The sequence below is a fragment of the Shewanella sp. FDAARGOS_354 genome (assembly GCF_002209245.2).
Classification (GTDB): domain Bacteria; phylum Pseudomonadota; class Gammaproteobacteria; order Enterobacterales; family Shewanellaceae; genus Shewanella; species Shewanella xiamenensis.
Genome location: NZ_CP022089.2, coordinates 1,032,042 through 1,052,712, shown reverse-complemented (window position 1 = coordinate 1,052,712; position 20,671 = coordinate 1,032,042). Strand labels below are relative to the sequence as shown.

Genomic DNA, 20,671 nt, shown 5'->3' with positions numbered 1-20,671 from the left:
CACGGAGAACGTCCATGCTCAATACTACGATGTTTAATTATCAGGGTAAGAATGTTGTCGTTGCCGGTGGTACCAGTGGTATAAACCTCGCAATTGCCATTGCGTTTGCCCATGCGGGAGCTAATGTGGCGGTGGCGAGTCGAAGCAAAGATAAAGTCGATGCTGCGGTGTTACAGCTCAAACAGGCGAATCCAGATGGGATACATCTTGGGGTGAGTTTTGATGTCAGGGATTTAGCCGCAGTAGAACTGGGCTTTGAAACCATCGCCTCAGAATTTGGTTTTATTGATGTATTGGTGAGCGGCGCTGCGGGCAATTTCCCAGCAACTGCCGCTAAGCTTTCGGCGAATGGTTTTAAAGCCGTAATGGATATTGATTTATTGGGCAGTTTCCAAGTACTGAAAACAGCTTATCCTTTACTGCGTCGCCCACAGGGGAATATTATTCAAATTTCTGCGCCACAGGCATCGATTGCGATGCCAATGCAGGCCCATGTTTGTGCGGCAAAAGCGGGGGTTGACATGCTGACGCGAACCTTAGCTATTGAATGGGGCTGTGAAGGCATTCGAATTAACTCCATTATTCCAGGCCCAATTACAGGCACCGAAGGCTTTAATCGTTTAGCGCCGAGCGCTGCACTACAGCAACAAGTGGCACAATCGGTACCGTTAAAACGTAATGGGGAAGGGCAAGATATTGCCAACGCAGCATTATTTTTAGGCTCTGAGCTGGCATCCTATATCACGGGGGTTGTACTTCCCGTCGATGGAGGTTGGTCACTGGGCGGTGCCAGTATCGCGATGACTGCCTTAGGTGAATTAGCAAGCAAAGGGCAGTAACTAAATAGTTATAACTCATTTATTTAATAGAAAATCGGGTGAAAATCCATGGCGAATGCATTACAAGAGCAGCTACTGAAAGCTGGACTTGCCAGTAAACAAAAAGTGCGTGATGTAAAAACGCAAAAGCGTCGCGATAAAAAGGCGCGGGTTGACGATGGCTCAAGCGCGTTAAAACTTGAGATTGCCGAGCAAAAACGCTTACAAGCTGAAAAAGACAAAGCCCTCAATGAACAACGCTTTGCAGAGGCAACGGCCCGAGGACAAGTGCGAGGATTAGTGAGTGAATTCACGCAATTTGCTATCAAGATCCCAAGTCATGCCGAGATCAAATTCAACTATACGCTCGACAATAAAATTTACTCTGTCTATATCGATGAGAAAATTCAATCCGAATTGCTTAAAGGCCAATTAGGGATTGTTCGATACGAAGATAAGAGCTACCTCGTCCCCCACAAGCTTGCCGAACGTGTGAATCTATTGGTGCCACAATGGTGCGGCTATTTGTGGCAACAGGATGCGGGTAAGGCCGTAGAAGTCGAAGATGACCCTTATGCTGATTATGCGATCCCTGACGATTTAATGTGGTAATCAATACGTTAATCGTGAGCTAAGCCGACGACAACCAAGTTTACTTCTCGCTACACTATAACCCTTAAGGTCACTTAAGGGTTTTTTATTGCCCGTTCTTCACTCTGTTATGTTGCGTAGATTAGTGCTTAGCATCAAAGTGAATTTGTAATGAGATTGTTTTCTGTATAGAACTGGTATAAATTAAAACAACTGTTTAAATCCTACGTTTAAGAGTCTCCCAATGAATCCTTACCAAGCCCCGTTAGCAGATATGCGTTTCTTACTGGAACAGGTTTTTGATGCCCCAAATACGTGGTCACAATTACCTGAGATTGCAGAAATGGTTGATATGGATACGGCCAATGCAATCCTTGAAGAAGCGGCAAAAATCAGTGCTGAATTAATCCATCCGCTAAACCGTGCTGGTGATGAGCAAGGCGTTTTACACCAAGATAATGGTGTGATTACCCCTGAGGGGTATAAAGCCGTATATAAGCAATATTCTGAAGGTGGTTGGGTAGGCCTATGTGGTGAGCCTGAGTTTGGTGGTATGGGCATGCCCAAAATGCTTGGTGTATTAGTGGATGAAATGGCCTACAGTGCCTGCAACGCGTTTACGCTTTATGGCTCATTAACCGCGGGGGCAGCTTTGTGTATCAATGCCCACGGTAGCGAAGCATTAAAACAAGCTTATTTACCCAAGTTATATTCTGGTGAATGGGCTGGAGCGATGGATATGACAGAGCCACAAGCTGGCTCTGATCTGCGTAATATTCGCACTCGCGCTATTCCATTGGAGGACGGCAGTTATGCGATCAGTGGCAGCAAAATTTTTATTACTGGTGGCGATCACGATCTAACTGAAAACGTTATTCACTTAGTGCTGGCAAAATTACCAGAAAGCAAAGGTATTTCACTGTTCCTCGTACCCAAAATCACGGTTAATGATGATGGCAGCTTAGGTGAGGCTAATGGTGTTAGCGTGGGGTCAATCGAGCACAAAATGGGCCTTAAAGGCTCAGCAACCTGTGTGATGAATTTTGATGAAGCAAAGGGCTATCTGATTGGCCAGCCTAATCGTGGCTTGGTTTGTATGTTCACCATGATGAACTACGAACGTTTAGCTATTGGTATTCAAGGGCTTGGCAGCGCACAAGCCGCATATCAAATGGCCGCCGATTATGCTAAAGAGCGCAATCAAGGCGTTGCTGCCGGTGGCTCACCCACGGGAAGCGATTCTGATCCTATTATCGTCCATGGCGATGTGCGCCGTATGCTACTGACAATCCGCGCGATGACAGAAGCGGGACGTGCCTTATCCATATTTACCGGCAAACAGCTCGATTTGGCGAAATATGCTCAAGATGAGGTTAAAGCTAAAGCTGCCCGCTACGTGGGTTTATTAACACCCGTTGCTAAAGCGTTTTTAACTGACCGTGGTTTAGACGCGACTATCATGGCGCAGCAAGTCTTTGGTGGACATGGTTATATTCGTGAAACAGGCATTGAGCAATTGGTACGTGATACCCGCATTGCGCAAATCTATGAAGGCACAAATGGTATTCAAGCCATTGACTTCCTTGGTCGAAAAGTCACTGGCGACAACTTAGCGACGCTAAAAGAGTTTGTGGCCGAATTAAAAGCACAAATGCGTGAATTTACACAGGTCGACGGTGTAAAAGTTGCCGCCGTTTGTGCTCGTTTAGATGCTTTAGTCCATGTGGCTGAATCGATCAATGAGCAAAAACTGACTCAACCTGCGTTAATCAATGCTTGTGCAGTCGACTTTTTAGATGCCTTTGGTTACAGCTTATATGGTTTTTATTGGCTAGCCATGTTGGATAAGGTCCCTAGCGCCGAGGATAAAAACTTTGCCGAGCAAAAAGCTTACCTCGCTAAATTCTATTTTGATAAGTTATTGCCTAAGGCCGATTATCATTTAGCGCAAGTGCGTGCGGGTGATGCCAGTACTATGGCAATGCCAGCGGAATTATTCTAAGTTTGGATTGGTGAGATAAATGATGTAAAAAGCACTGATTTATCAGTGCTTTTTAGTTTTGTCAGTCAATTAATTTAACCGTGTTGAGTTCTTTGGTTGATGTTTGGTTTGTTTGTGCCTGTTGCTCAACCGTAGTTATGAGACGAGTTAAAAAGTCAGCGCTAAACGCAGGCGTGCGTTGTTTTTTAGTTTCAGGACTAATGCCATTCTCAAGCACCACAAATAAGATATCCCGCTGTGGTATTCGAATAAAACCAGCTAAATTGGCAACCCCTTGCATTGAACCTGTCTTGGCAAAAACACGGTTTTTGAGCGGTGGTTGAGTGTAACCCAGTCGATATTTTAGCGTACCGCTGACTCCCGCCTCGGGCAAACTGTCAATCAGGCTGTGAAAGCGTGCATCTTGATAAATTAGTGTAAGCACATTGGCTAATTGCCTTGCGCTCAATAAGTTATAACGAGAAAGCCCTGAACCATCGACGATATTGGCGTGGGTTAAATCTACTCCCAAATCGCTAAGGATATGGCGCATGGCCGCTGCACCATTGGTAAAATTTCCTTGGGTTTTGTAATAGTGTTGTCCGACTAACTTAAATAGGCTGTCGGCGATCAGATTATCCGACTTAAGCAACATAGTCTTTAACAACTCCGGCAAAGGCGCACTACTGTGACTGGCGATAAGTTTTGCCTTTGAAGGTATTTCGTTGCCAATTTTAACTTTACCCGAGAGCGACATTTCCCCCTTGAGTGTGGCCGTTAACGTATCCATAGCGAATTTTTCAGGATCGGTTATTGCAATAGCGAGGGGAATAGCCTCACTGCCCGGATAACATCCCCGAAGGTGATATTGATTTTGCCCAAGTCGCACTAAATCGAGCTGACAAAAATCATGGCTAGCTTTGGGAGAGAATATCGCGTCACTGCTGACCTTTACCCCAAAACTAGATACCCTTAATTTGACCTCAGAGGAATGCTTGTTCGAGCTTGGAACGAATTGCCCATAAACACAGTTTTGATTGATGATGTAACTCGACACCGGCGCCGCAAAACAAATGCCGAGGTCGTCCCACACCCAGCCAGGAGCTTGTAATTGCTCTTGTTTATCACCGATAAGATAAAGATGCCCGTCAATACTGTTGATGCCCTGTTTTTGTAGGTGGGCAAACAAGGCCTTAAGATCGTCTTGAGTGAGGGTAGGATCGCCACTAAAGCGCAGATAGACACTTCCCGCAATATGGCCTTGGCGAATAGGGGCATCGCTCCACAGCTCCGTCACATAACGAAAATCGGCCCCAAGGTTGGCCAATGCTGTGACGGCAGTAAGGACCTTTTGTGTGCTGGCGGGGATAAACAAGGTATCAGCTTGCTGGCTATAAAGCTGTTTACTGTTCGCCATATCCAGTGCCAGCAGCGCAATTTGCGAGTGACGTGGTGCAATATCATTAATTTGTTGACTCAAGATCGCATGTTGAATATCTGCAGTCGTAGCCCACAGCTGATGTGGTAATAGGGCTGTTGCGACTACCGTTAGCAATATGCCTGCCGAACGATGTAAATTGAATAATGGGGAGAACGTTTCCATGTCTGTTGTATGTTTACTCTCTTAATTAGCGGTCATGACTGCCATCATCTTTTTCCATCAGACGATACAACCTTAGGGTAACAAATAAAACCAGGCCAATAAAAAGTGGCAAAATGAGTAATCCAAGTTGCGCTTTAAAATGAAAAATGCCCCACGCTAAAGCTAAAGTCAGTGCGAGGGTTAACAGGATTTTTTTATTCATAGAGTTTTGCAGTGTTGACTGGTGACGTTTTAGTTTACGCTAAAACACGTAAAACGGGCACGCTTGCATTAGGAGCAACCCATATTTTGTGATTAAACTACCATTTTGGGCACCCTATGTAGATAAGCAAAATGAGCAACCGATAAAGAGTGCAAGCGTATTTGGTTAGTCATTGAAGTCGGCATGTCTGCTCGTATATATTTAGGCTGAACCGACGTAATTTTACACTTATTATTGCCAATGACTTGTTTCAGCTCAAATTACCAGCAAAATAGGCGTTACGCCGCGCTCTTTTCATCGAAAAGTCTTGCCGAGTTGCAGTGAAGTCGGTAATTTCTACCCCTTACGATTTTAGGATCTTAGGTAACCACTAAAACCATGCCTCATATTAGTATGCGCGGCTTACCCCAGGCAGTCGTTGCAGAGCTTAGCCAAACATTACTGCAGTCTTTGGCGGCTATATGTAAAGGTAAAGCAGAGAGTTTTACATTAGATTGGATCCCCAGCATCAGTTACCGTAATGGTAGAATTGATCAGCGCTTTGTCCAAATCGAATTGCTTTGGTTTCCGGTAGACCCTGATATTCATCTTAAAGTAGAACAAACAATCAGGCTGGCAGTGACAGAAGCCTACCCAGAATTAACACAGATTGCTGTGATGTTTTTGTCACTGACCCCAAGCGCTTCCTATCGGGGTGGTCAGCATGTTTAAAGGAGGATGCCTTGCTAGATAAGCTTGGTGGAATAGCCGTTCAACCCGAGGCTTTAACGTGGTTGCTTACGCCATGCCGATTTAAGGCAGAGTTACTTACTCGCATCGAAAATGCCAAGAACAGCATCTACATCGCTGCACTCTATTTAGAAGATGATGAAGCAGGGCGGGAGATTTTACAGGCCTTGATGACGGCGAAGGCTAAAAATCCTGCGTTGGATATCAAAATTTTGGTCGATTTTCACCGTGCTAGACGTGGCTTGATTGGCCATAAGGGTGATAGCGGTAATTATTTGATGTACCGCAAAGTGATGGCTGAAGCTGAATATCCTATCGAGATTATGGGCGTACCAGTCAAATCCCGTGAATTTATGGGTGTATTACACCTTAAAGGCTTTGTAATTGATGATGCCGTGATTTATAGCGGCGCAAGTCTTAATAATATCTATCTACAGCAAAACGATAAATACCGCTTCGACCGCTACCATGTGATTGAGTCTGCAGAGCTGGCACGCAGCATGCGGGCAATGATCCAACGTTATATCATTGCCGATCCAGCAGTGACATCGCTTACTCAAGATGCGCAGCAGGAAGTGTTACCGCCTAAAACCGATGTGCGCAGCTTTAAATTACGCTTGTCACAGGCACAGTACGAGTTTAACGCAACTCGGACAGGTAATCGGGTAACACCATTACTGGGCTTAGGCCGTAAACATAATTTATTGAATAAAGCGGTTATTGCGATGGTTGAGGAGTCAAAAGATAGACTCTTTATCTGCACACCTTACTTTAACCCTCCTTATATTTTGGTCCGCGCCTTAGCTAAACATCTGCGCAACGGCAAACGGATTGATATCGTCGTCGGCGATAAAACGGCGAATGACTTTTATATTCCGCCTGAGCAAGATTTTTCCACCATCGGTGCCTTGCCGTATTTATATGAACAGTCGCTGCGTAAATTTGCCAAACGTCAGCAGTGGGCGATTGATAATGGCCAGCTCAATATTCACCTGTGGAAGCATGGGATCAACAGTTACCACCTCAAAGGTATCAGTGCCGATGGGCGTAAGCATTTGATCACAGGCTCAAATCTAAACCCTAGAGCATGGGCGTTGGATTTAGAGAATGGGCTCTTGATCCACGATGAAACAGGTAGCTGGAAGGCGCAATTTGAGGCCGAGCAAGCGCATATTCTTGAGCATACACAGAGGTTATATCACTATAGCCAAGTGGATACCTTGCAAAGCTATCCCGATCCGGTGAAGAAGATTATGAATCGTATTAGAAGATTAAAAGCAGATTTTTTACTAAGACGGATCCTGTAATCGATAAGCATCAGAAAAACTAAAGCCCACATAAGTGGGCTTTGTTATTTTGATAGAGAACCTCAGGTTTTTTGCGGCAATAGTGTTTGATGGGTATCGTTTTGATCTCGGGCATAATGCAAGGCCACAATCACTAAAAGCACCATCAGCGCGCTCAGTAAACCGATACTTAACTGGCCTCCCATAGGTACGAGCGACATAGTTAATGCCGCCAGCCCTGCGCCAAAGTTTTGTAAACCACCGAGCAAAGCCCCCGCAATCCCTGCTTGACGCGGAAAAGGTTCTAACGCAGCCGAGGTTAATGTCGGAAATAACATGCCTGCGCCGCTGAAAAATAAAATTGAGCCTATCAATAAACTCCAGCCTACAACCAGTTGAAACAACCCAGGGATCAACATAAACAATGCGCCAGCACCGAGCAAGGCAACACCTTGAAATACGGTTCGTTGTGCTTGTTTTTGTCTTCCTGCTACCAGTGCACCGAGTAAATAACCGGGAATAGGCGCCACAAAATAGCAGCTCACCATAAAAGATGAGAGTTGCAAATATTGGCCATAGAGCACGCCCGCAATGGCTTCAAAGGCGGCAATCCCCGCAAAGGTGGCGATTAATGAAAATAGATATGCCCTAAAACTGCGGTGGCGTAGCACATGGCGATAGGAGGCTAACACTGGTTGTTGTTCTCGTTTGTCTTTTGGTAAAGACTCTTTAAAACCAAAACAAAGCAGTAGCCAAACAAAGACACCAAACCCAAATAACACCCAGTAAACGGCTTGCCAACCTAAGTAGGCTGAAGCAAGGCTCCCTAAGAAGGGCGCCACCAAGGGTAAAAACACCACCGCCATGGACACATAGCTATTAAATTTAACTAAGTTATCGCCAAAGTAATGATCCCTAGGAATGCTGCGGCACAGCGCGCCGGCACTGGCTGTGCCTAGGCCTTGAAGCAGACTCGCGCAAATTAACTGATTAAAGCTTGTGGCTTGTGTGGCAATTAACGCGCCGATCATAAAAATCCCAATACCAACCAACAGTGGGAGTTTTCGTCCATAGCGGTCAGATAATGGGCCATAGATAAATTGACATAAACCGTAGGCGAGCAGATAACAGGCCATGACTGCTTGTAGCTTGCTTGCATCGACGGCTAAACCTTGGGCAATCAGCGGGAGTGCTGGCACAAAAATCGTTTGGGCCATTTGTCCACAGGCCACCATAAAGACCAGCATAAAGAGCAATCGAGTGGTACTTCCTGCTGATGAAGCCGACGCTTTTGATGAGATTGAAGACGGTTTTTCGCCTGACATCATAATTCCGTAAAAAAGCACAGTTGAACAATGGCGCGCATCTTACGCCCAAAATTGAGTAGTTCAATGGCTAATCATCTTGATTTTCAGGAATATTTTTTCATCCAACCCATAAGTTTTTCTATGCTTTTATGGCTGTAAAACTAAGCTTACATTTGGTTTTTATCTTGTTAATCAGGTTTTGTAATTGATAAAGGGTGGATTCTTAAGTCAACAATATAACGCGTTTGTTAACATGGGTTTTGATCAATAACGAGATATTCGTAACAGAGAAATTGAATGGAGAGAAAACCTCTCCATTTTGGCAACGCGGTATTGGGCTGAAATATGATGACACGATATTAATTTTGCAGCGTTTCTAAGCCTGTTAATATCTGGTAACCCGCGGTTACCCGTGGCGGCACGGGATAATTTTTATTACTCAATAACACCAATGCCAGCTTTTTAGCTGGAATATATGCCACATACGCAGCAAAACCACCCGTTGAGCCAGTCTTATTTATCCAGACATTTTGCTCTGGCGTTTGGGGTGGTGTAATGGCTTTCACTGGCATGCTGCCAAACACTACATCTTGAGTATGTCCAGTGAGGAGCTTATCAAGGGCAATCGGATACGGATATTGCTCCCAAATCATCGCTTGAGTCATCATGCCGACATCAAAATAGCCCGTATGGGTGGCATCAATGGCACGTTGCAACCTTGCAGGCACCGCATGCTGCTGCATATTGGTTTCAACAAAACGGAGCAGATCTACAACCGTTGTTTTTATTCCGTAGGCCTCATCGGCTAACACACCGGGATTGAGGCGTACTGGCTGATCTTGCTTATTGTAGCCTTGGGCGTAGTCAGTCATTTTATTGGTTGGAACCATAAAATAGCTGTTTGTCATGCCAAGTTGTCGAAAGAGAGTTTGCTCTACGGCCTCAGGAAAACCTTGACCAAGCTGCTTTGCCGCGATCACACCGAGAAGACCAATGCTGGGATTGGCATAATTGCGGTGAGTACCTGCGGCATAAGCTGGTTGCCAGGCTTTTAAATAGCTTATTAACTCAGCATTATTGGTTATATTATCAGGGACCTGCATGGGCAGATTTCCCGCTGTATGGGTGGCTAAATGAATGAGATTGATCTGGTCAAAATGGCTACCGGTTAATTCAGGCAGATATTGGCTTACCTTATCTGTTAGCGTCAGTTTACCCTCAAGTTGAGCGTATGTTGCGAGGGTCGCGGTAAAGGTTTTACTGATAGAACCAATCTCAAATAGGGTATTGTCATTCACCTTTTCCCCTGTCTTTTTTGAACTGACACCATAAGAAAAGAAGTACTGTTGTCCATTGATACTTACCCCGATTGCAATCCCAGGGATCCCGTATTCGTTCATTAAAGGATTAACAGTAGAATCGATAAGGGCTTCTATAGCCTGGGCATTCGGAGGGAAGCTGACGCCCCGTTGTGGCGCGGCATTTACCATTAATGGTGTCACTGCTAGCAATATTCCGCCAAAAATGATCGAGCCTACGTTGTGTAAACTTAATGGTGTAGATAACAAAGCGAAGCGGGTGAGCTTTACCGCTTGCAAGATAGACGTGGGCATATAATTCCTTGCATTTTTGTTGGGGCCTGCAAATGGCACTGATTCAACATAGATTGATGAATGAAAGATTTAGCACGATTTAAATCAGATTGGCTACAAATTTAGCCTAAGCGGTTTTGATCTCCGGCGATCGTTTAGCAAAGCGCAACCAATTAGTTGGCCTATGGCAGCGTTCTTTTCGGTACGCAGCCTTTTCTACAATGTTTATGCCCCAAAGTGTGTTTCGGCTCGTTATCTCAATCGAAAATACCTACTCTTGTTACCATACAAATTCTCATCTAGTTACCTATGTTTGGCCCTACCGCGAAGTGGCTAATAATGTATGGCTATACAGTCATATTTAAATTTAGATACTTTGGTGTGATTTTAAGACAATATCAGTGCGCATTAATTTCATCTGTAGCAAATAAAAAACTATAAAATCAAATAATTATAGTGACTTAGTTTTAGTTAATAGGTTTGGAAAACGCGCATGCGCGTTTTTCCGGATGGTGTATTAGATAAAAAGCTGATAAGTTCTTTGCAATACAAACAGTTAATGATGCGCGTTTTTACTGGTCTAATGAGGTAAACGCGCATGCGCACTAATAAAATGTTAGGCATTCAAGGAGGAAAGATGCACACTTCAAGTAACAAGTATCTTCTGGCTGCGGCAATATGTTGTTTTGCTGCTGCACTTGCTCATCTGGGCTGTATTGTATTCGGGGGCGATTGGTATCGTTTCTTTGGTGCAGGCGAACAGATGGCTCTGATGGCAGAGCAAGGGCTTTGGTATCCGACAATTGTAACCTCTGTCATTGTCATGGTACTTTTGGTTTGGGCGCTTTATGGCCTGTCGGGCGCGGGCGCAATTAAATGTTTACCTCTGACAAAACTAGCGCTAATCCTCATTACTGGTATATTTTTACTTCGGGGCGTTTCCTTCGTTGGGTTAATGCCAATGTTCCCAGAAAACAGTTTAACGTTTTGGTTAATTAGTTCTGGTATCTGTTTGTTTATTGGCGGCTTGTTTGCTTTAGGTTCTTGGCAGCAGTGGTCAGTTTTAGGTGCAAGAAATGCCTAACAATGCGCAGCACTCGCGGCCTGCGGCCGCTGGGACGCCAAACCCGCTGGCGCGTTTTTGTCGCCCGTGTGCGCGGCGTTAGCTGCCAAGGGATTTAAAATGACACTTATACTTGCTGGTCATAGTTCAGGTGGATTTGAAGAGGGGATTTATTTTGCCGCAGACTCTCATATCACACAGAACAATCATGTCCTAGTGAAGGGCTTTAAAAAAGTAATTGAGATTCCAATTCGAGTTAAGGGGTTAAATTTCTGTGGTGAGTGGTTTAATGGTTATCTAGGCAATAGGTATGAAGGCGCTTGTAGTGTTGCGTTTGCAGGAAGCTCTTTAGTTGCTCAGCATTTGATCAACTCAATGAGGAATCATTTAACAGGATTATTTCCTACTTATTACAATGGTAGCTATCAAATAGTTATGTCATGTGAAGCTAATAAGCACTTAAGACAAACTAATTATGACGAATCTATGTTTTTAGATAGTCATTTAGACACAATTTTAACCGCCGAGTATGTATCTCAAGTAATCTGCCATTCTATTGAAGCGGTATTAAATAAAGCTAGAGAACATGGCTCTATGAGTAGGTTGTTTACAGCTTATCAGGCTGAGTTTATTTTAGGTGTTCAATGCCCTCAAACCAGAGAGTACTTTTTATATCAGTATGAAATTGTCCCTGACCAAGAGTTAGGAGCAAGGGTTGAAACCACTAAAGTTGATCAAAACGAACTAGCAGTAATTGGTGCAAAAAAATTTAAAGACGGTGCACTTATAGAGTTAGCACAATGTAAAGGTGAAGAAAAAACCTCAGAGAGAATTTTTCGCTACCTTAATAGTGTCATTGAGAGTGAAACAAGTATTGGAAACAACGGAATAGGTAAACCAAGTGGTTTGTATAATTTACAAGGTAATATTCTGTCTAGAATTGGATTCGAGCGTTAAGCAGCTAACAAGCCAAGTCAATGGGACAATTTTAAGCTGGCTCCCGTCGCTTCGCTCCTATTTTTGCCAGCTTAAAAGTTGCCCCTGCTTGGGGCGTTATATAACAAGAGGCAGATTCAAGTGAGTAAAGCCCTGATCATCATTGGCTGTTTAGTTCTTTTATATGCTATCGCGGCCTTCGCGGTAGACTTCTTACCGGTTGAGACATTTCAATCATCGTCTGATGATACTTACTTAAAGGTCGTGTCTACGGCTGAGAATTCATTTGATTGGACGCAATTTAGGCTTCCCGCATTAGCAGTAGGGGCAATACTCGTTGCTATCGGCATGTTAGTCGGTGGTAAAAATTAGCATGTTATATAACAAGCGCAGTCACAAGCGGCCACTGCGTGGCCTGGACCTCAACCGCTGCGCGGGTTTCGGCCTGTGTTGCGAGCGTTAGGTATATGACGTGAGCTTCGAGAATTATTCAAATTTAAAGGTTCGTTATCATGTTTACGGAACCCTGTTTACTTGCTTAGCTATAGTGATTTCAAGCATACCAACGTATTACATTAGTAATTGGGTTGCCGATTTTTTAGGAGTGGACATGGACGCTCCCGGTACTCCAGGTGCAAGTTTGGACTCATTTGATTATTTACTCTTATCTATCATGTTCTTGGATTTTATTTTTAGTTTGTGTTTTGTAATTTATTTGATTTGCCTTTATAAAAAATGGTCTTTCAAGCAAGGAGTTAGCTTGTTAATTTTGGGTAAAAATATACCTAGTCATTGGTTTGACAAGCCGAATGATACCTAACAAGTTGCTTAATTTCGTTCCGACCACAAAAAGCCGTGGCCTCCACTGGACTGCCTACGCTGCGGCAGCCCATTAGCAAAGCGTTAGGCACTTAAATATGATGAAGAGTTTTAGATCGCGTCTTAGGCAATTGGTTTTTATTCCAATAATTGTCGCTGCATATCTATTGATTCTCCGGGGAACTATAGAATTTTTTCACCCTAAAGATGGCGGACTTCTTTATATTGTCGATTTTATTTTTGGTCGGGAAACAGCATTTTGGGCTGCTGCCTATGTTTCCTATCATTGTTATGGATTTTTAACTCAATCCATATGGGGGGATCCGATTATATTTTATTCCTTGCTTAGTACCGTATTTATATTTTCTGTCTTTTTAACTAAAACAAAAATTGGCAAAAATGCCTAACAAACGCCAGCACACCGCGCCTGCGGCCGCTGGACTCGCAACAAGTTGCTCGCCGTTAAGGCGCGCGTTATGTGTGAATGACTATGGATTGGCATCAAATGGAAGTATTCAACGGTATCGATCTCAATGATTCTTTCGTTTTAGATTGGAGCTATGAGAATAACAGCTTGTACTTTGAGCTGGAGGCCAGCATCTGGCCAGAGTCCAAATATTATGCTGAGCCAAAGCTAAATGAATATACGTGTTACCGAAAAGCAATACTTCAATTCGTTAATACAGTTTCCGTTATTGGTTTAAAACCCAAGTCAGCCGTAATGTCATCAACTGATTCAGATGGGTCAATTGATTATGGCAACATTGATACATTGCAGGTGGTCGATGGTGGATTTGAGCTTACAGGTGATTTTGGAAATATAAAAATATTTGGCGGGGAGCTTCGATTTGAAATTCACACATAACAAGCCGCGTCATTTGCAGCCTTCGGCTGCAGCGACGCTCACAAGTTCGCGCGCATGCACGGGGCGTTAACCCATAGAAATTTTTATCCGAAATTCACCTGATACAGTCGACGTTCTGACACGCTTTAATGTCCCAAAACGAGTTGCCTGAGTATGAGACTTTATTACTCTTCCACAATTGCACCTTTATCGGCCAAAGGATACACTGCGCCTCCGCGGCATAATGGCACACCTTGTGTACTGCCTTTTAAAACGAGTTTGATTGAGAATTGGTTGCTATGGCTCTTGCCCCACACGCTGTACATCGCTTATATGAATATCGCAAATCCATTTCAACTAAGCCTTTTGGCGCTCGCGGCAAAAAACTCATCCGTTGTCCTTTGTGTTTATTAGGTGCGCAATTTTGTACTTGTTCGCTGCGCGGGCAGTTAACCACTCAGGCTAGCTTTCTGCTGATCATGTATAACGACGAGGTCATCAAGCCAACCAATAGTGGCCGCTTAATTGCGGATCTGATCCCTGATACCTATGCGTTTCTGTGGTCGCGCACCGAGCCAGCAGCTGAGATGCTAGCACTGTTAAGCAATGAGCATTATCAGCCGTTTTTAGTGTTTCCCGCCCAATATGCTAACCCAGGCCAAACCGTATTAAGCCAAGTCCCCATGGCTACGCTGGCGAACGGTAAACGCCCTTTATTGATTATGCTCGATGGCAGTTGGCGAGAAGCTATTAAAATGTTTCGTAAAAGCGCTTATCTGCAAGATTTACCTATCTTGTCTTTTGATCCTAATACGTTAGCGACTTACGCACTACGTAAGGGCAGTCACGATTTTCAATTGGGGACGGCAGAAGTTGCTTCACTGGCATTGGCTGCGATGGGTGAAGCGGCAAATGGTAAAGCATTAACCGCATGGTTCGATCTGTTTGTCGAGTCATCATTACTTGGGCGCAACCGTCGCTGCCGTGAAGATATTCTACCGATCAGCGAGTTTACCGATGCCTTTGAAGCGGCTTATCGCGCTGCGACGTTGGAGTTGTGATTTACAGAAAATCCCCTCGAGTGAGGGGATTGATGTGCTTTATCTGATGCTTTAGTCGATAAATTAAACGGCGACTTCTTTGCCATCGAGTTTACGGATCACCACAGTGGCCGCGCGAGGGCGAAGCACGACACCTGTAGGCGTGACTTCAGCAGCGTTGTTTGAATAAGGCCAGTTTCCCGGATGCTGGATGTTGGCAAATACCGAGGTATAATCAGGGCTTATAGCAAAACCTGTGACTTCACAATCGTTGGGACCTACAAAAAAGCGTTTTAACTCCATTTGGTTATTGCTCGTTAAACTCGCTTGCTTATTGGCACTATCAAGCAGCGTCGAAGGGACAATCGCCAGCATTTGATCGTTCGTTTCTTCGGCGACTTCTTCAGCACCATTATCGGTTTGTACCCATAAGATCCCGCGTTTATCAAAGGCAAGACCATCTGGGCTGGCAAACTGGTTTAGATCTGTTAAGCCAGATAAATTAGTCTCGGCATTACCATCACTTGGTGAGCCAAAGACAAAAATATCCCAGGTAAATTCAGTCTCTTTCTCAGCTTCATCCCAACGAATAATATGTCCAAAGTTATTTTTCAATCTTGGATTTGCGGGGTTTGCTTCGGTACGTTTCGAGTTATTTGTCAGTGTTAAATAGGCTGAACCTGTGAAAGGATCGACTGCGCACCACTCTGGACGATCCATCGGTGTCGCGCCCAGTAAGTCTGCTGCTCCAGCGGTATTGAGAATAATCTCAGCCAGACTTGCAAAGGTGTCACCTAAGGTTTTGCCATCAGTCGTTTGGCTAGCTAAGGTCAACGGTAGCCAAACACCAACGCCATTTTCACTAAACTTAGCCGCATATAATGTGCCTTCATTCATATATTTATCGCCAACTTCAAGGCGATTGCTGCTGTTGGCATCTTGTGGGTCCCAAGGTGCTGCCGACACGAATTTATAGAGGTACTCAAAACGCGCATCATGACCAGAATAAAATACCACGGGTTTACCTTCGCTCAACTTACCAAAAGTACAACCTTCGTGACGGAAACGCCCTAAGGCAGTGCGCTTAATTGCGCGGGATGTGGGATTGTATGGATCTATTTCGACGATATAACCATGGCCATTGGCTTCATTGCGATAATCGTCCTGCGCGCTCGTTCCCTTTGGGGTCACATCAAAGCGGCTAAATTCATCAAGGCGTTCTTCATCTTGGCCGGCAAGATCATCCCAGCCATAACGACTGGAGGTTTTACTGATCCCTATGCGAATTTGATCTGGAGTGAGAGAGCCACGGTTAACAAAATATTCAGGCCAATTTTCCTCACATGTGAGGTAAGTGCCCCAAGGGGTATAACCATTACCACAGTTATTTAAAGTACCACGAGCTTGGCTACCATCGGGGGAGTATCGGGTTTCAAGCAGTGAAGAATAAGCTAGAGGACCGGCGATATCCATCACTGTCGCGCCGGTAAAACGGCGATTATGGCGATCGTTATAAATTACTTCCCATTGATTATTCGTCAATTTGATTCTAACCACTGACACTCCATGGGCATTAATTTCCTTGCGAACTTCATCGACAATGGTTCGTAATCCCGTTGTTGCATCGACCGTTGGACCATTGGGATGTAGGGCTATTTCATCAATATATTCATGGTTAATACACAATAAACCATCATCACCAGCGTCATTCAGTGGGAAAAAATGCATTCCGTCATGGTGCATACCGACAGCATTTGCTTGGTCATCTGCGGTATTACTGCCATCCGCTTTCCAAGGTGCAGCTTTAGAATTTAATGGTGTCCCCCAAGGTGCAAGGACTTGGGCGGTATACCCCTCAGGTACGACTACAGCATCTAAACGTGCGCCTTTGACTGAGGTAAAGTTAAGCTTAGCGCTACTTTTGCTAGGTGGTAATGGTGGCACGGGATCAACTGGGGTGGGGGAGGAGGAATTGCCAGAACCACATCCCGTCAATCCCATACCTGCAAAGGCGGTCATTGCCCCAAGACCTAATCCACTTTTGACAAAATTACGACGAGATAAATGTTTATCCAACACTTGGTTAAAAGGTTCGTTATTACTTTTATTATAGCGTGTAGGATCAAAGGTAGCCTTGCTCATATTTTACTCCAGCTAGTACGGATAATTAATTTCGTGACTAAGCCTAAAGTACTTATATGACACCAAAACGGCATTTATATTACAGGAATACTGCAATGACTAACCATAAACATTTGCAAGACTTAACTTAAAAATATCTTAAATACAGTATTGTGAATTATGGACTAATAAAATGGTTAATCTTCTTTCGGTTTTAGATAATGGCGCAATGAACGCGGATCCGTATGACCAGTTCGTGCCATGATATATAGTGTATCCTTATTTTTTTCATGTAGTTGTGTTACGCATCCGCTGCGTAAACTATGTGCGCCGTAGTATTGAGCGGGTAATCCTGCTTTTACGCAATATTGTTTAATAATTCGATAAATATCGTCTCCATTTAAGAATCCACTATTTCGGTTAAATGTGGTATTGGACTTGTTATTATCTTTCACTTGATAAGGTCTTAAGGTTTTTCCATCACGAGAGATAGAGCGAAATAAATGCCCATCACTAATCTGACTTTCATGTAACCATGCTTTTACTGCATGAAAAGCGGCGAAAGGTTCAGAATCAGGTAAATTTTTCCATTCTCTTAATCCTTGCTGATTACTTTTAGAAAATGGCAGGCGTACTTTTAATTTATCCCGCATAAAACTTAAATATTGCACCTTCAAATTCGCTAACTCAGAACGGCGAAATCCTCCTTGTAAACCGAGTTGAATAATAGCCTTATCCCTTGAACGCAGCAGAGGATGAGGTTGTTGCTCAACCGCTTGGAGCAGTAACTCTACTTCATCGTACATTATCGGTTGTTGATCATAATCTTGCACTCGGCGATTGTGATTACGACTCAAACCGCGCATGACTCGGAGCACCAGCGGGTGCTCAGTGGGTGACGGAAAACCCGCTTGTATGTGATAGTAACGAATCGCGGCTAACCGTGTGGTTAAGGTTTGCTTAGAAAGCTGCATCCTGAAGAATCCCCTGATGATTTACAAATAAATCATCAAATTAGAGTGGAAGCGCATCTTGTTGCATGATCAAATGGTTTCGCTAAAAACTACACTTGGACAACAAGATGCGCGAAGCCAATATCCTACAACATTCTTTACACCAATACTGCCCAGAACTTCACCTAAAACGATTAAACAGCTTGATGCTGGCCTCTAAGGCACTGATTGAATGTAAGACACTGACCTTGACTGAGTTAGGTCGAAATTTACCAACCACGGCCCGAACCAAGCACAACATCAAGCGCATTGATCGTTTGCTCGGCAACACGCATCTGCATCAAGAACGGTTAGCTGTCTACCAATGGCATGCCAGCCTCATCTGTTCTGGTAACCCTATGCCGATTGTGCTCGTCGATTGGTCAGACATCCGAGAGCATAAACGCATCATGGCTCTGCGCGCCTCAATAGCCTTCAATGGCCGCTCTATTACCCTGTATGAGAAGTCCTATCCCCTATCAGAACAATGCTCTAAGGCCTCCCACAACGGTTTTTTAGCGGACTTAGCCAAGATTTTACCTTTGCATGTTACCCCTCTCATCGTGACTGACGCGGGGTTCAAAGTGCCTTGGTACAAAGAGGTTGAGGCGCATGGTTGGTTTTGGCTAAGCCGTATTCGCGGTACAGTTCAATTTGCAGATATTGGCGCTGAAAATTGGCGTGCAGTTCGCAGTACACATGACTTGGCCAACGGTCAAGCGAAGAGCCTGGGTTGTAAGACCTTGACCAAAACTAACCCTATCAATTGCCATCTCACGCTTTATCGTAGCAAACCTAAGGGGCGTACAAATCAGCGTTCAACGAGGACTAATTGCCACCATCCATCGGCAAAAACGTACTCAACATCGGCGAAAGAGCCTTGGGTGTTAGCCAGCAATTTACCACCAGAATCTCGGAGCCCAAAGCAGCTGGTAAACCTGTACGCCAAACGTATGCAAATAGAGGAAACCTTTCGTGACCTCAAAAGCCCGGCATACGGCTTTGGCTTACGCCAAAGTCGTACCAACAGTCCAGAGCGATTCGACATCATCCTACTGATAGCGTTGATGGTTCAATGCCTGTTGTGGCTAGTTGGTTTACACGCACAGCAACAGGGCTGGGATAAGCATTTTCAGGCCAATACCATTGGGCATCGAACGGTACTCTCAACGATTCGCTTGGGATTGGAGGTGCTCAGGCGGCCTGATTATCAAATCACGGAGAAAGAATTGCTGGCGGCCTGGGTATTATTCGCCAATCAGTTGCTCAAATATGGCTATGCTATGGCTGATTTATGAGGGGATCCTTCAGAGCTGCATCCCTGTGTCGGCCATTAGCAATTCTTTTTGATGACCAATAAAAGAAATAACGCTTCTGGGATCAGTCGGTAATGATTGTAATCTGTGTTCTAAGCAATATTGTGCAAATAGACTGAAGCTCGTTTGGTATACACGGCGAGTATTGCTGGATATTTCAAATTCAGTTTCGGCTGCTGCATTATAAAAGTCATTATGCACAGATTGGGGAAGTGCACTTTCTTCAAAAAATGCATTATCAGCTTGTGTAAGTTTTTTTGTTAAATGAGTATTTACCCCTACGGGTTGCTGATTAACATCTATTGGATAAAATCGATTCGTTTTTGACATTAGAGCGATTTTCACTGCCGATAAAACTGGCGCAATTATACGTAAATCTTTGCTATTACTACCAGTGATAATCGTCATTATCACTGGTAGTTGAGTTATATGAGGGTAAAATGCACAAATAGGTTATAAATAAAACAGTTTAGAGAGGGCTAGGGCAAAATAGAGTGAAATTTATTTTTATATGAAAATTCAACCATCATTTACTGTGATTCACATTATTGCTTAAATATTATTCCATAAATGGTGTTGAACTTAGTGTTGGCGATAAAACACTCTATTTGATATTTAATGCTTGCCATAAAGTAGTAAGGATTAATTAAAATATTTAAATATGGTTACACCATTTTATTGATGATTAATGTTGACTAAATTTAAGACAGAATGATTATTGGTGCTGAGCTGGTTAAAATTTAGTCTTGTGAAAACATAATATTAGCCATGATTACCAAGATGAACCTCAGCCTTAACCGTACAGCTTTTAAGCGAGAAGAAGGTTATAGCAAAAACGGTCGATAAAATGGTGTAACCATTCTTTTATTTTATGGTGTTTGTCGTTATCATGAGCTTATCCGTTAACAACAGGTTTTGCATAAATGACGACAGCCTATTTTTGGGAATATCATCAAGAAGCACCAACCTCGGGGCGAAAATTACGGTTATTGGATAAAGCAGAATTAGTATTTGCCTTACCGTTAATTTATCGTATGGTTCATCCTGATGTGGTTGGGGAAAAGGCAGGATGGTTTAACTTATTGATGCATTCACCTGCAAGTTATACTGAGTTAATCGCTAACATAAATATACTGGTTCAATTACGTAAGAAAAATCAAACTGTAGATGTTCAATTACAGCAAGTGAATCGAATGCTGAATCAATATTTTAGTGATTTAGGATGGCGCATGGTTCGCAAAGAACTTTCCCAGATAAAAAAGCGTCAGAAAAAGTCCCACATCGAAGTTAGCAAGGATATTATCTTACGCTTAAAGCGTTATATGGAACTTGAGCGTTTAGATAGTTTTGATCAAGCACTTGATACGTTATTATCAGAATATGCCGCTACTGTTTCTGCCGCAAATGAAGAAGAAACCTTTTAAATAATGT

Annotated in this window: 21 protein-coding genes and 1 pseudogene; 14 read left to right on the top strand and 8 right to left on the bottom strand. The window is 43.7% G+C overall.

All coding sequences use genetic code 11. The features are described 5' to 3' along the window. Nucleotides 1-14: 14 nt before the first annotated feature. The 3 genes from CEQ32_RS04850 (at nt 15) to CEQ32_RS04840 (ending at nt 3,411) form a co-directional block, all read left to right on the top strand. The gene (locus CEQ32_RS04850; RefSeq protein ID WP_047537802.1) at nt 15-839 is read left to right on the top strand and encodes an SDR family oxidoreductase; all 825 of its coding nucleotides are present in this window, start codon (nt 15-17) and stop codon (nt 837-839) included. Nucleotides 840-887: 48 nt separating this feature from the next. Further along, nucleotides 888-1,430, top strand: coding sequence for a DUF2058 domain-containing protein (locus CEQ32_RS04845; RefSeq protein WP_037428086.1), 543 nt, complete (start codon nt 888-890; stop codon nt 1,428-1,430). Between the two features lie 223 nt (nt 1,431-1,653). Then, complete coding sequence (locus CEQ32_RS04840) at nt 1,654-3,411, top strand: acyl-CoA dehydrogenase family protein (RefSeq protein WP_037428085.1); 1,758 nt, start codon at nt 1,654-1,656, stop codon at nt 3,409-3,411. A gap of 61 nt (nt 3,412-3,472) precedes the next feature. On the opposite strand, the gene dacB is transcribed toward CEQ32_RS04840, so the two are convergent. After that, complete coding sequence (dacB, locus tag CEQ32_RS04835) at nt 3,473-4,993, bottom strand: D-alanyl-D-alanine carboxypeptidase/D-alanyl-D-alanine-endopeptidase (RefSeq protein ID WP_088585600.1); 1,521 nt, start codon at nt 4,991-4,993, stop codon at nt 3,473-3,475. Between the two features lie 25 nt (nt 4,994-5,018). Further along, nucleotides 5,019-5,195 carry a hypothetical protein gene (locus CEQ32_RS04830; RefSeq protein WP_037418920.1) on the bottom strand — a complete coding sequence of 59 codons (177 nt, stop codon included), beginning with the start codon at nt 5,193-5,195 and terminating at the stop codon, nt 5,019-5,021. Nucleotides 5,196-5,573: 378 nt separating this feature from the next. Here CEQ32_RS04830 and CEQ32_RS04825 point away from each other — a divergent pair, with 378 nt between their 5' ends. Both CEQ32_RS04825 and pssA read left to right on the top strand, forming a co-directional pair. Continuing rightward, on the top strand, nt 5,574-5,906 hold the full coding sequence (locus CEQ32_RS04825; RefSeq protein ID WP_011072371.1) for a DUF1904 domain-containing protein: 333 nt from the start codon (nt 5,574-5,576) through the stop codon (nt 5,904-5,906). Between the two features lie 11 nt (nt 5,907-5,917). Then, nucleotides 5,918-7,231 carry a CDP-diacylglycerol--serine O-phosphatidyltransferase gene (gene pssA / locus CEQ32_RS04820; RefSeq protein ID WP_037428083.1) on the top strand — a complete coding sequence of 438 codons (1,314 nt, stop codon included), beginning with the start codon at nt 5,918-5,920 and terminating at the stop codon, nt 7,229-7,231. A gap of 62 nt (nt 7,232-7,293) precedes the next feature. Here the strand turns inward: pssA and emrD are convergent, their stop codons facing one another. Both emrD and ampC read right to left on the bottom strand, forming a co-directional pair. Then, a complete protein-coding gene (emrD, locus tag CEQ32_RS04815; protein ID WP_088585599.1) occupies nt 7,294-8,538 on the bottom strand; it encodes a multidrug efflux MFS transporter EmrD in 1,245 nt (414 codons plus the stop codon). Between the two features lie 338 nt (nt 8,539-8,876). Further along, nucleotides 8,877-10,007, bottom strand: coding sequence for a class C beta-lactamase (gene ampC, locus CEQ32_RS04810; RefSeq protein ID WP_226871909.1), 1,131 nt, complete (start codon nt 10,005-10,007; stop codon nt 8,877-8,879). A gap of 739 nt (nt 10,008-10,746) precedes the next feature. Between ampC and CEQ32_RS04805 the strand changes: the two genes are divergently transcribed. The 6 genes from CEQ32_RS04805 (at nt 10,747) to CEQ32_RS04780 (ending at nt 13,792) form a co-directional block, all read left to right on the top strand. Beyond that, nucleotides 10,747-11,193 carry a hypothetical protein gene (locus CEQ32_RS04805; RefSeq protein ID WP_088585598.1) on the top strand — a complete coding sequence of 149 codons (447 nt, stop codon included), beginning with the start codon at nt 10,747-10,749 and terminating at the stop codon, nt 11,191-11,193. 99 nt (nt 11,194-11,292) lie between these two features. After that, complete coding sequence (locus CEQ32_RS04800) at nt 11,293-12,129, top strand: hypothetical protein (protein ID WP_088585597.1); 837 nt, start codon at nt 11,293-11,295, stop codon at nt 12,127-12,129. A 120-nt stretch (nt 12,130-12,249) separates the two neighbouring features. Further along, nucleotides 12,250-12,480 carry a hypothetical protein gene (locus tag CEQ32_RS04795; RefSeq protein ID WP_047537040.1) on the top strand — a complete coding sequence of 77 codons (231 nt, stop codon included), beginning with the start codon at nt 12,250-12,252 and terminating at the stop codon, nt 12,478-12,480. A gap of 238 nt (nt 12,481-12,718) precedes the next feature. After that, on the top strand, nt 12,719-12,928 hold the full coding sequence (locus CEQ32_RS04790) for a hypothetical protein (RefSeq protein ID WP_047537043.1): 210 nt from the start codon (nt 12,719-12,721) through the stop codon (nt 12,926-12,928). Between the two features lie 97 nt (nt 12,929-13,025). After that, nucleotides 13,026-13,334, top strand: coding sequence for a hypothetical protein (locus CEQ32_RS04785; RefSeq protein WP_069454971.1), 309 nt, complete (start codon nt 13,026-13,028; stop codon nt 13,332-13,334). Nucleotides 13,335-13,411: 77 nt separating this feature from the next. Further along, the gene (locus tag CEQ32_RS04780; RefSeq protein WP_052183997.1) at nt 13,412-13,792 is read left to right on the top strand and encodes a hypothetical protein; all 381 of its coding nucleotides are present in this window, start codon (nt 13,412-13,414) and stop codon (nt 13,790-13,792) included. Between the two features lie 164 nt (nt 13,793-13,956). Here CEQ32_RS04780 and CEQ32_RS22930 read toward each other — a convergent pair whose 3' ends face one another. Further along, entirely contained in the window at nt 13,957-14,097 is a 141-nt protein-coding gene (locus CEQ32_RS22930; protein ID WP_192959178.1) for a hypothetical protein, read from the bottom strand. Between CEQ32_RS22930 and CEQ32_RS04775 the strand changes: the two genes are divergently transcribed. Beyond that, on the top strand, nt 14,071-14,832 hold the full coding sequence (locus tag CEQ32_RS04775) for a tRNA-uridine aminocarboxypropyltransferase (RefSeq protein ID WP_088585596.1): 762 nt from the start codon (nt 14,071-14,073) through the stop codon (nt 14,830-14,832). The two genes, CEQ32_RS22930 and CEQ32_RS04775, sit on opposite strands and share 27 nt — an antisense overlap. Nucleotides 14,833-14,895: 63 nt before the next feature. On the opposite strand, the gene CEQ32_RS04770 is transcribed toward CEQ32_RS04775, so the two are convergent. Then, the gene (locus CEQ32_RS04770) at nt 14,896-16,953 is read right to left on the bottom strand and encodes a PhoX family protein (RefSeq protein WP_088585595.1); all 2,058 of its coding nucleotides are present in this window, start codon (nt 16,951-16,953) and stop codon (nt 14,896-14,898) included. Nucleotides 16,954-17,129: 176 nt separating this feature from the next. Then, nucleotides 17,130-17,906: pseudogene (locus CEQ32_RS04765) on the bottom strand (tyrosine-type recombinase/integrase); the annotation flags it as partial. A gap of 107 nt (nt 17,907-18,013) precedes the next feature. Here CEQ32_RS04765 and CEQ32_RS04760 point away from each other — a divergent pair. Then, on the top strand, nt 18,014-19,222 hold the full coding sequence (locus CEQ32_RS04760) for an IS4-like element IS10A family transposase (RefSeq protein ID WP_001206290.1): 1,209 nt from the start codon (nt 18,014-18,016) through the stop codon (nt 19,220-19,222). A gap of 9 nt (nt 19,223-19,231) precedes the next feature. On the opposite strand, the gene CEQ32_RS04755 is transcribed toward CEQ32_RS04760, so the two are convergent. Continuing rightward, nucleotides 19,232-19,648 carry a hypothetical protein gene (locus CEQ32_RS04755; protein WP_088585594.1) on the bottom strand — a complete coding sequence of 139 codons (417 nt, stop codon included), beginning with the start codon at nt 19,646-19,648 and terminating at the stop codon, nt 19,232-19,234. A gap of 515 nt (nt 19,649-20,163) precedes the next feature. On the opposite strand from CEQ32_RS04755, the gene CEQ32_RS04750 reads away from it, so the two are divergent. Next, on the top strand, nt 20,164-20,664 hold the full coding sequence (locus CEQ32_RS04750) for a hypothetical protein (protein WP_088585593.1): 501 nt from the start codon (nt 20,164-20,166) through the stop codon (nt 20,662-20,664). Nucleotides 20,665-20,671: the final 7 nt, after the last annotated feature.

What these genes read in the sequence shown, in the direction of transcription:
- CEQ32_RS04850 (WP_047537802.1), top strand. Translation starts at nt 15, where the DNA reads ATGCTCAATACTACGATGTTTAATTATCAGGGTAAGAATGTTGTCGTT.
- CEQ32_RS04845 (WP_037428086.1), top strand. Translation starts at nt 888, where the DNA reads ATGGCGAATGCATTACAAGAGCAGCTACTGAAAGCTGGACTTGCCAGT.
- CEQ32_RS04840 (WP_037428085.1), top strand. Translation starts at nt 1,654, where the DNA reads ATGAATCCTTACCAAGCCCCGTTAGCAGATATGCGTTTCTTACTGGAA.
- dacB (WP_088585600.1), bottom strand. Translation starts at nt 4,993, where the DNA reads ATGGAAACGTTCTCCCCATTATTCAATTTACATCGTTCGGCAGGCATA.
- CEQ32_RS04830 (WP_037418920.1), bottom strand. Translation starts at nt 5,195, where the DNA reads ATGAATAAAAAAATCCTGTTAACCCTCGCACTGACTTTAGCTTTAGCG.
- CEQ32_RS04825 (WP_011072371.1), top strand. Translation starts at nt 5,574, where the DNA reads ATGCCTCATATTAGTATGCGCGGCTTACCCCAGGCAGTCGTTGCAGAG.
- emrD (WP_088585599.1), bottom strand. Translation starts at nt 8,538, where the DNA reads ATGATGTCAGGCGAAAAACCGTCTTCAATCTCATCAAAAGCGTCGGCT.
- ampC (WP_226871909.1), bottom strand. Translation starts at nt 10,007, where the DNA reads ATGGTAAATGCCGCGCCACAACGGGGCGTCAGCTTCCCTCCGAATGCC.
- CEQ32_RS04805 (WP_088585598.1), top strand. Translation starts at nt 10,747, where the DNA reads ATGCACACTTCAAGTAACAAGTATCTTCTGGCTGCGGCAATATGTTGT.
- CEQ32_RS04800 (WP_088585597.1), top strand. Translation starts at nt 11,293, where the DNA reads ATGACACTTATACTTGCTGGTCATAGTTCAGGTGGATTTGAAGAGGGG.
- CEQ32_RS04790 (WP_047537043.1), top strand. Translation starts at nt 12,719, where the DNA reads ATGGACGCTCCCGGTACTCCAGGTGCAAGTTTGGACTCATTTGATTAT.
- CEQ32_RS04785 (WP_069454971.1), top strand. Translation starts at nt 13,026, where the DNA reads ATGATGAAGAGTTTTAGATCGCGTCTTAGGCAATTGGTTTTTATTCCA.
- CEQ32_RS04780 (WP_052183997.1), top strand. Translation starts at nt 13,412, where the DNA reads ATGACTATGGATTGGCATCAAATGGAAGTATTCAACGGTATCGATCTC.
- CEQ32_RS04775 (WP_088585596.1), top strand. Translation starts at nt 14,071, where the DNA reads ATGGCTCTTGCCCCACACGCTGTACATCGCTTATATGAATATCGCAAA.
- CEQ32_RS22930 (WP_192959178.1), bottom strand. Translation starts at nt 14,097, where the DNA reads ATGTACAGCGTGTGGGGCAAGAGCCATAGCAACCAATTCTCAATCAAA.
- CEQ32_RS04770 (WP_088585595.1), bottom strand. Translation starts at nt 16,953, where the DNA reads ATGAGCAAGGCTACCTTTGATCCTACACGCTATAATAAAAGTAATAAC.
- CEQ32_RS04760 (WP_001206290.1), top strand. Translation starts at nt 18,014, where the DNA reads ATGCGCGAAGCCAATATCCTACAACATTCTTTACACCAATACTGCCCA.
- CEQ32_RS04755 (WP_088585594.1), bottom strand. Translation starts at nt 19,648, where the DNA reads ATGACGATTATCACTGGTAGTAATAGCAAAGATTTACGTATAATTGCG.
- CEQ32_RS04750 (WP_088585593.1), top strand. Translation starts at nt 20,164, where the DNA reads ATGACGACAGCCTATTTTTGGGAATATCATCAAGAAGCACCAACCTCG.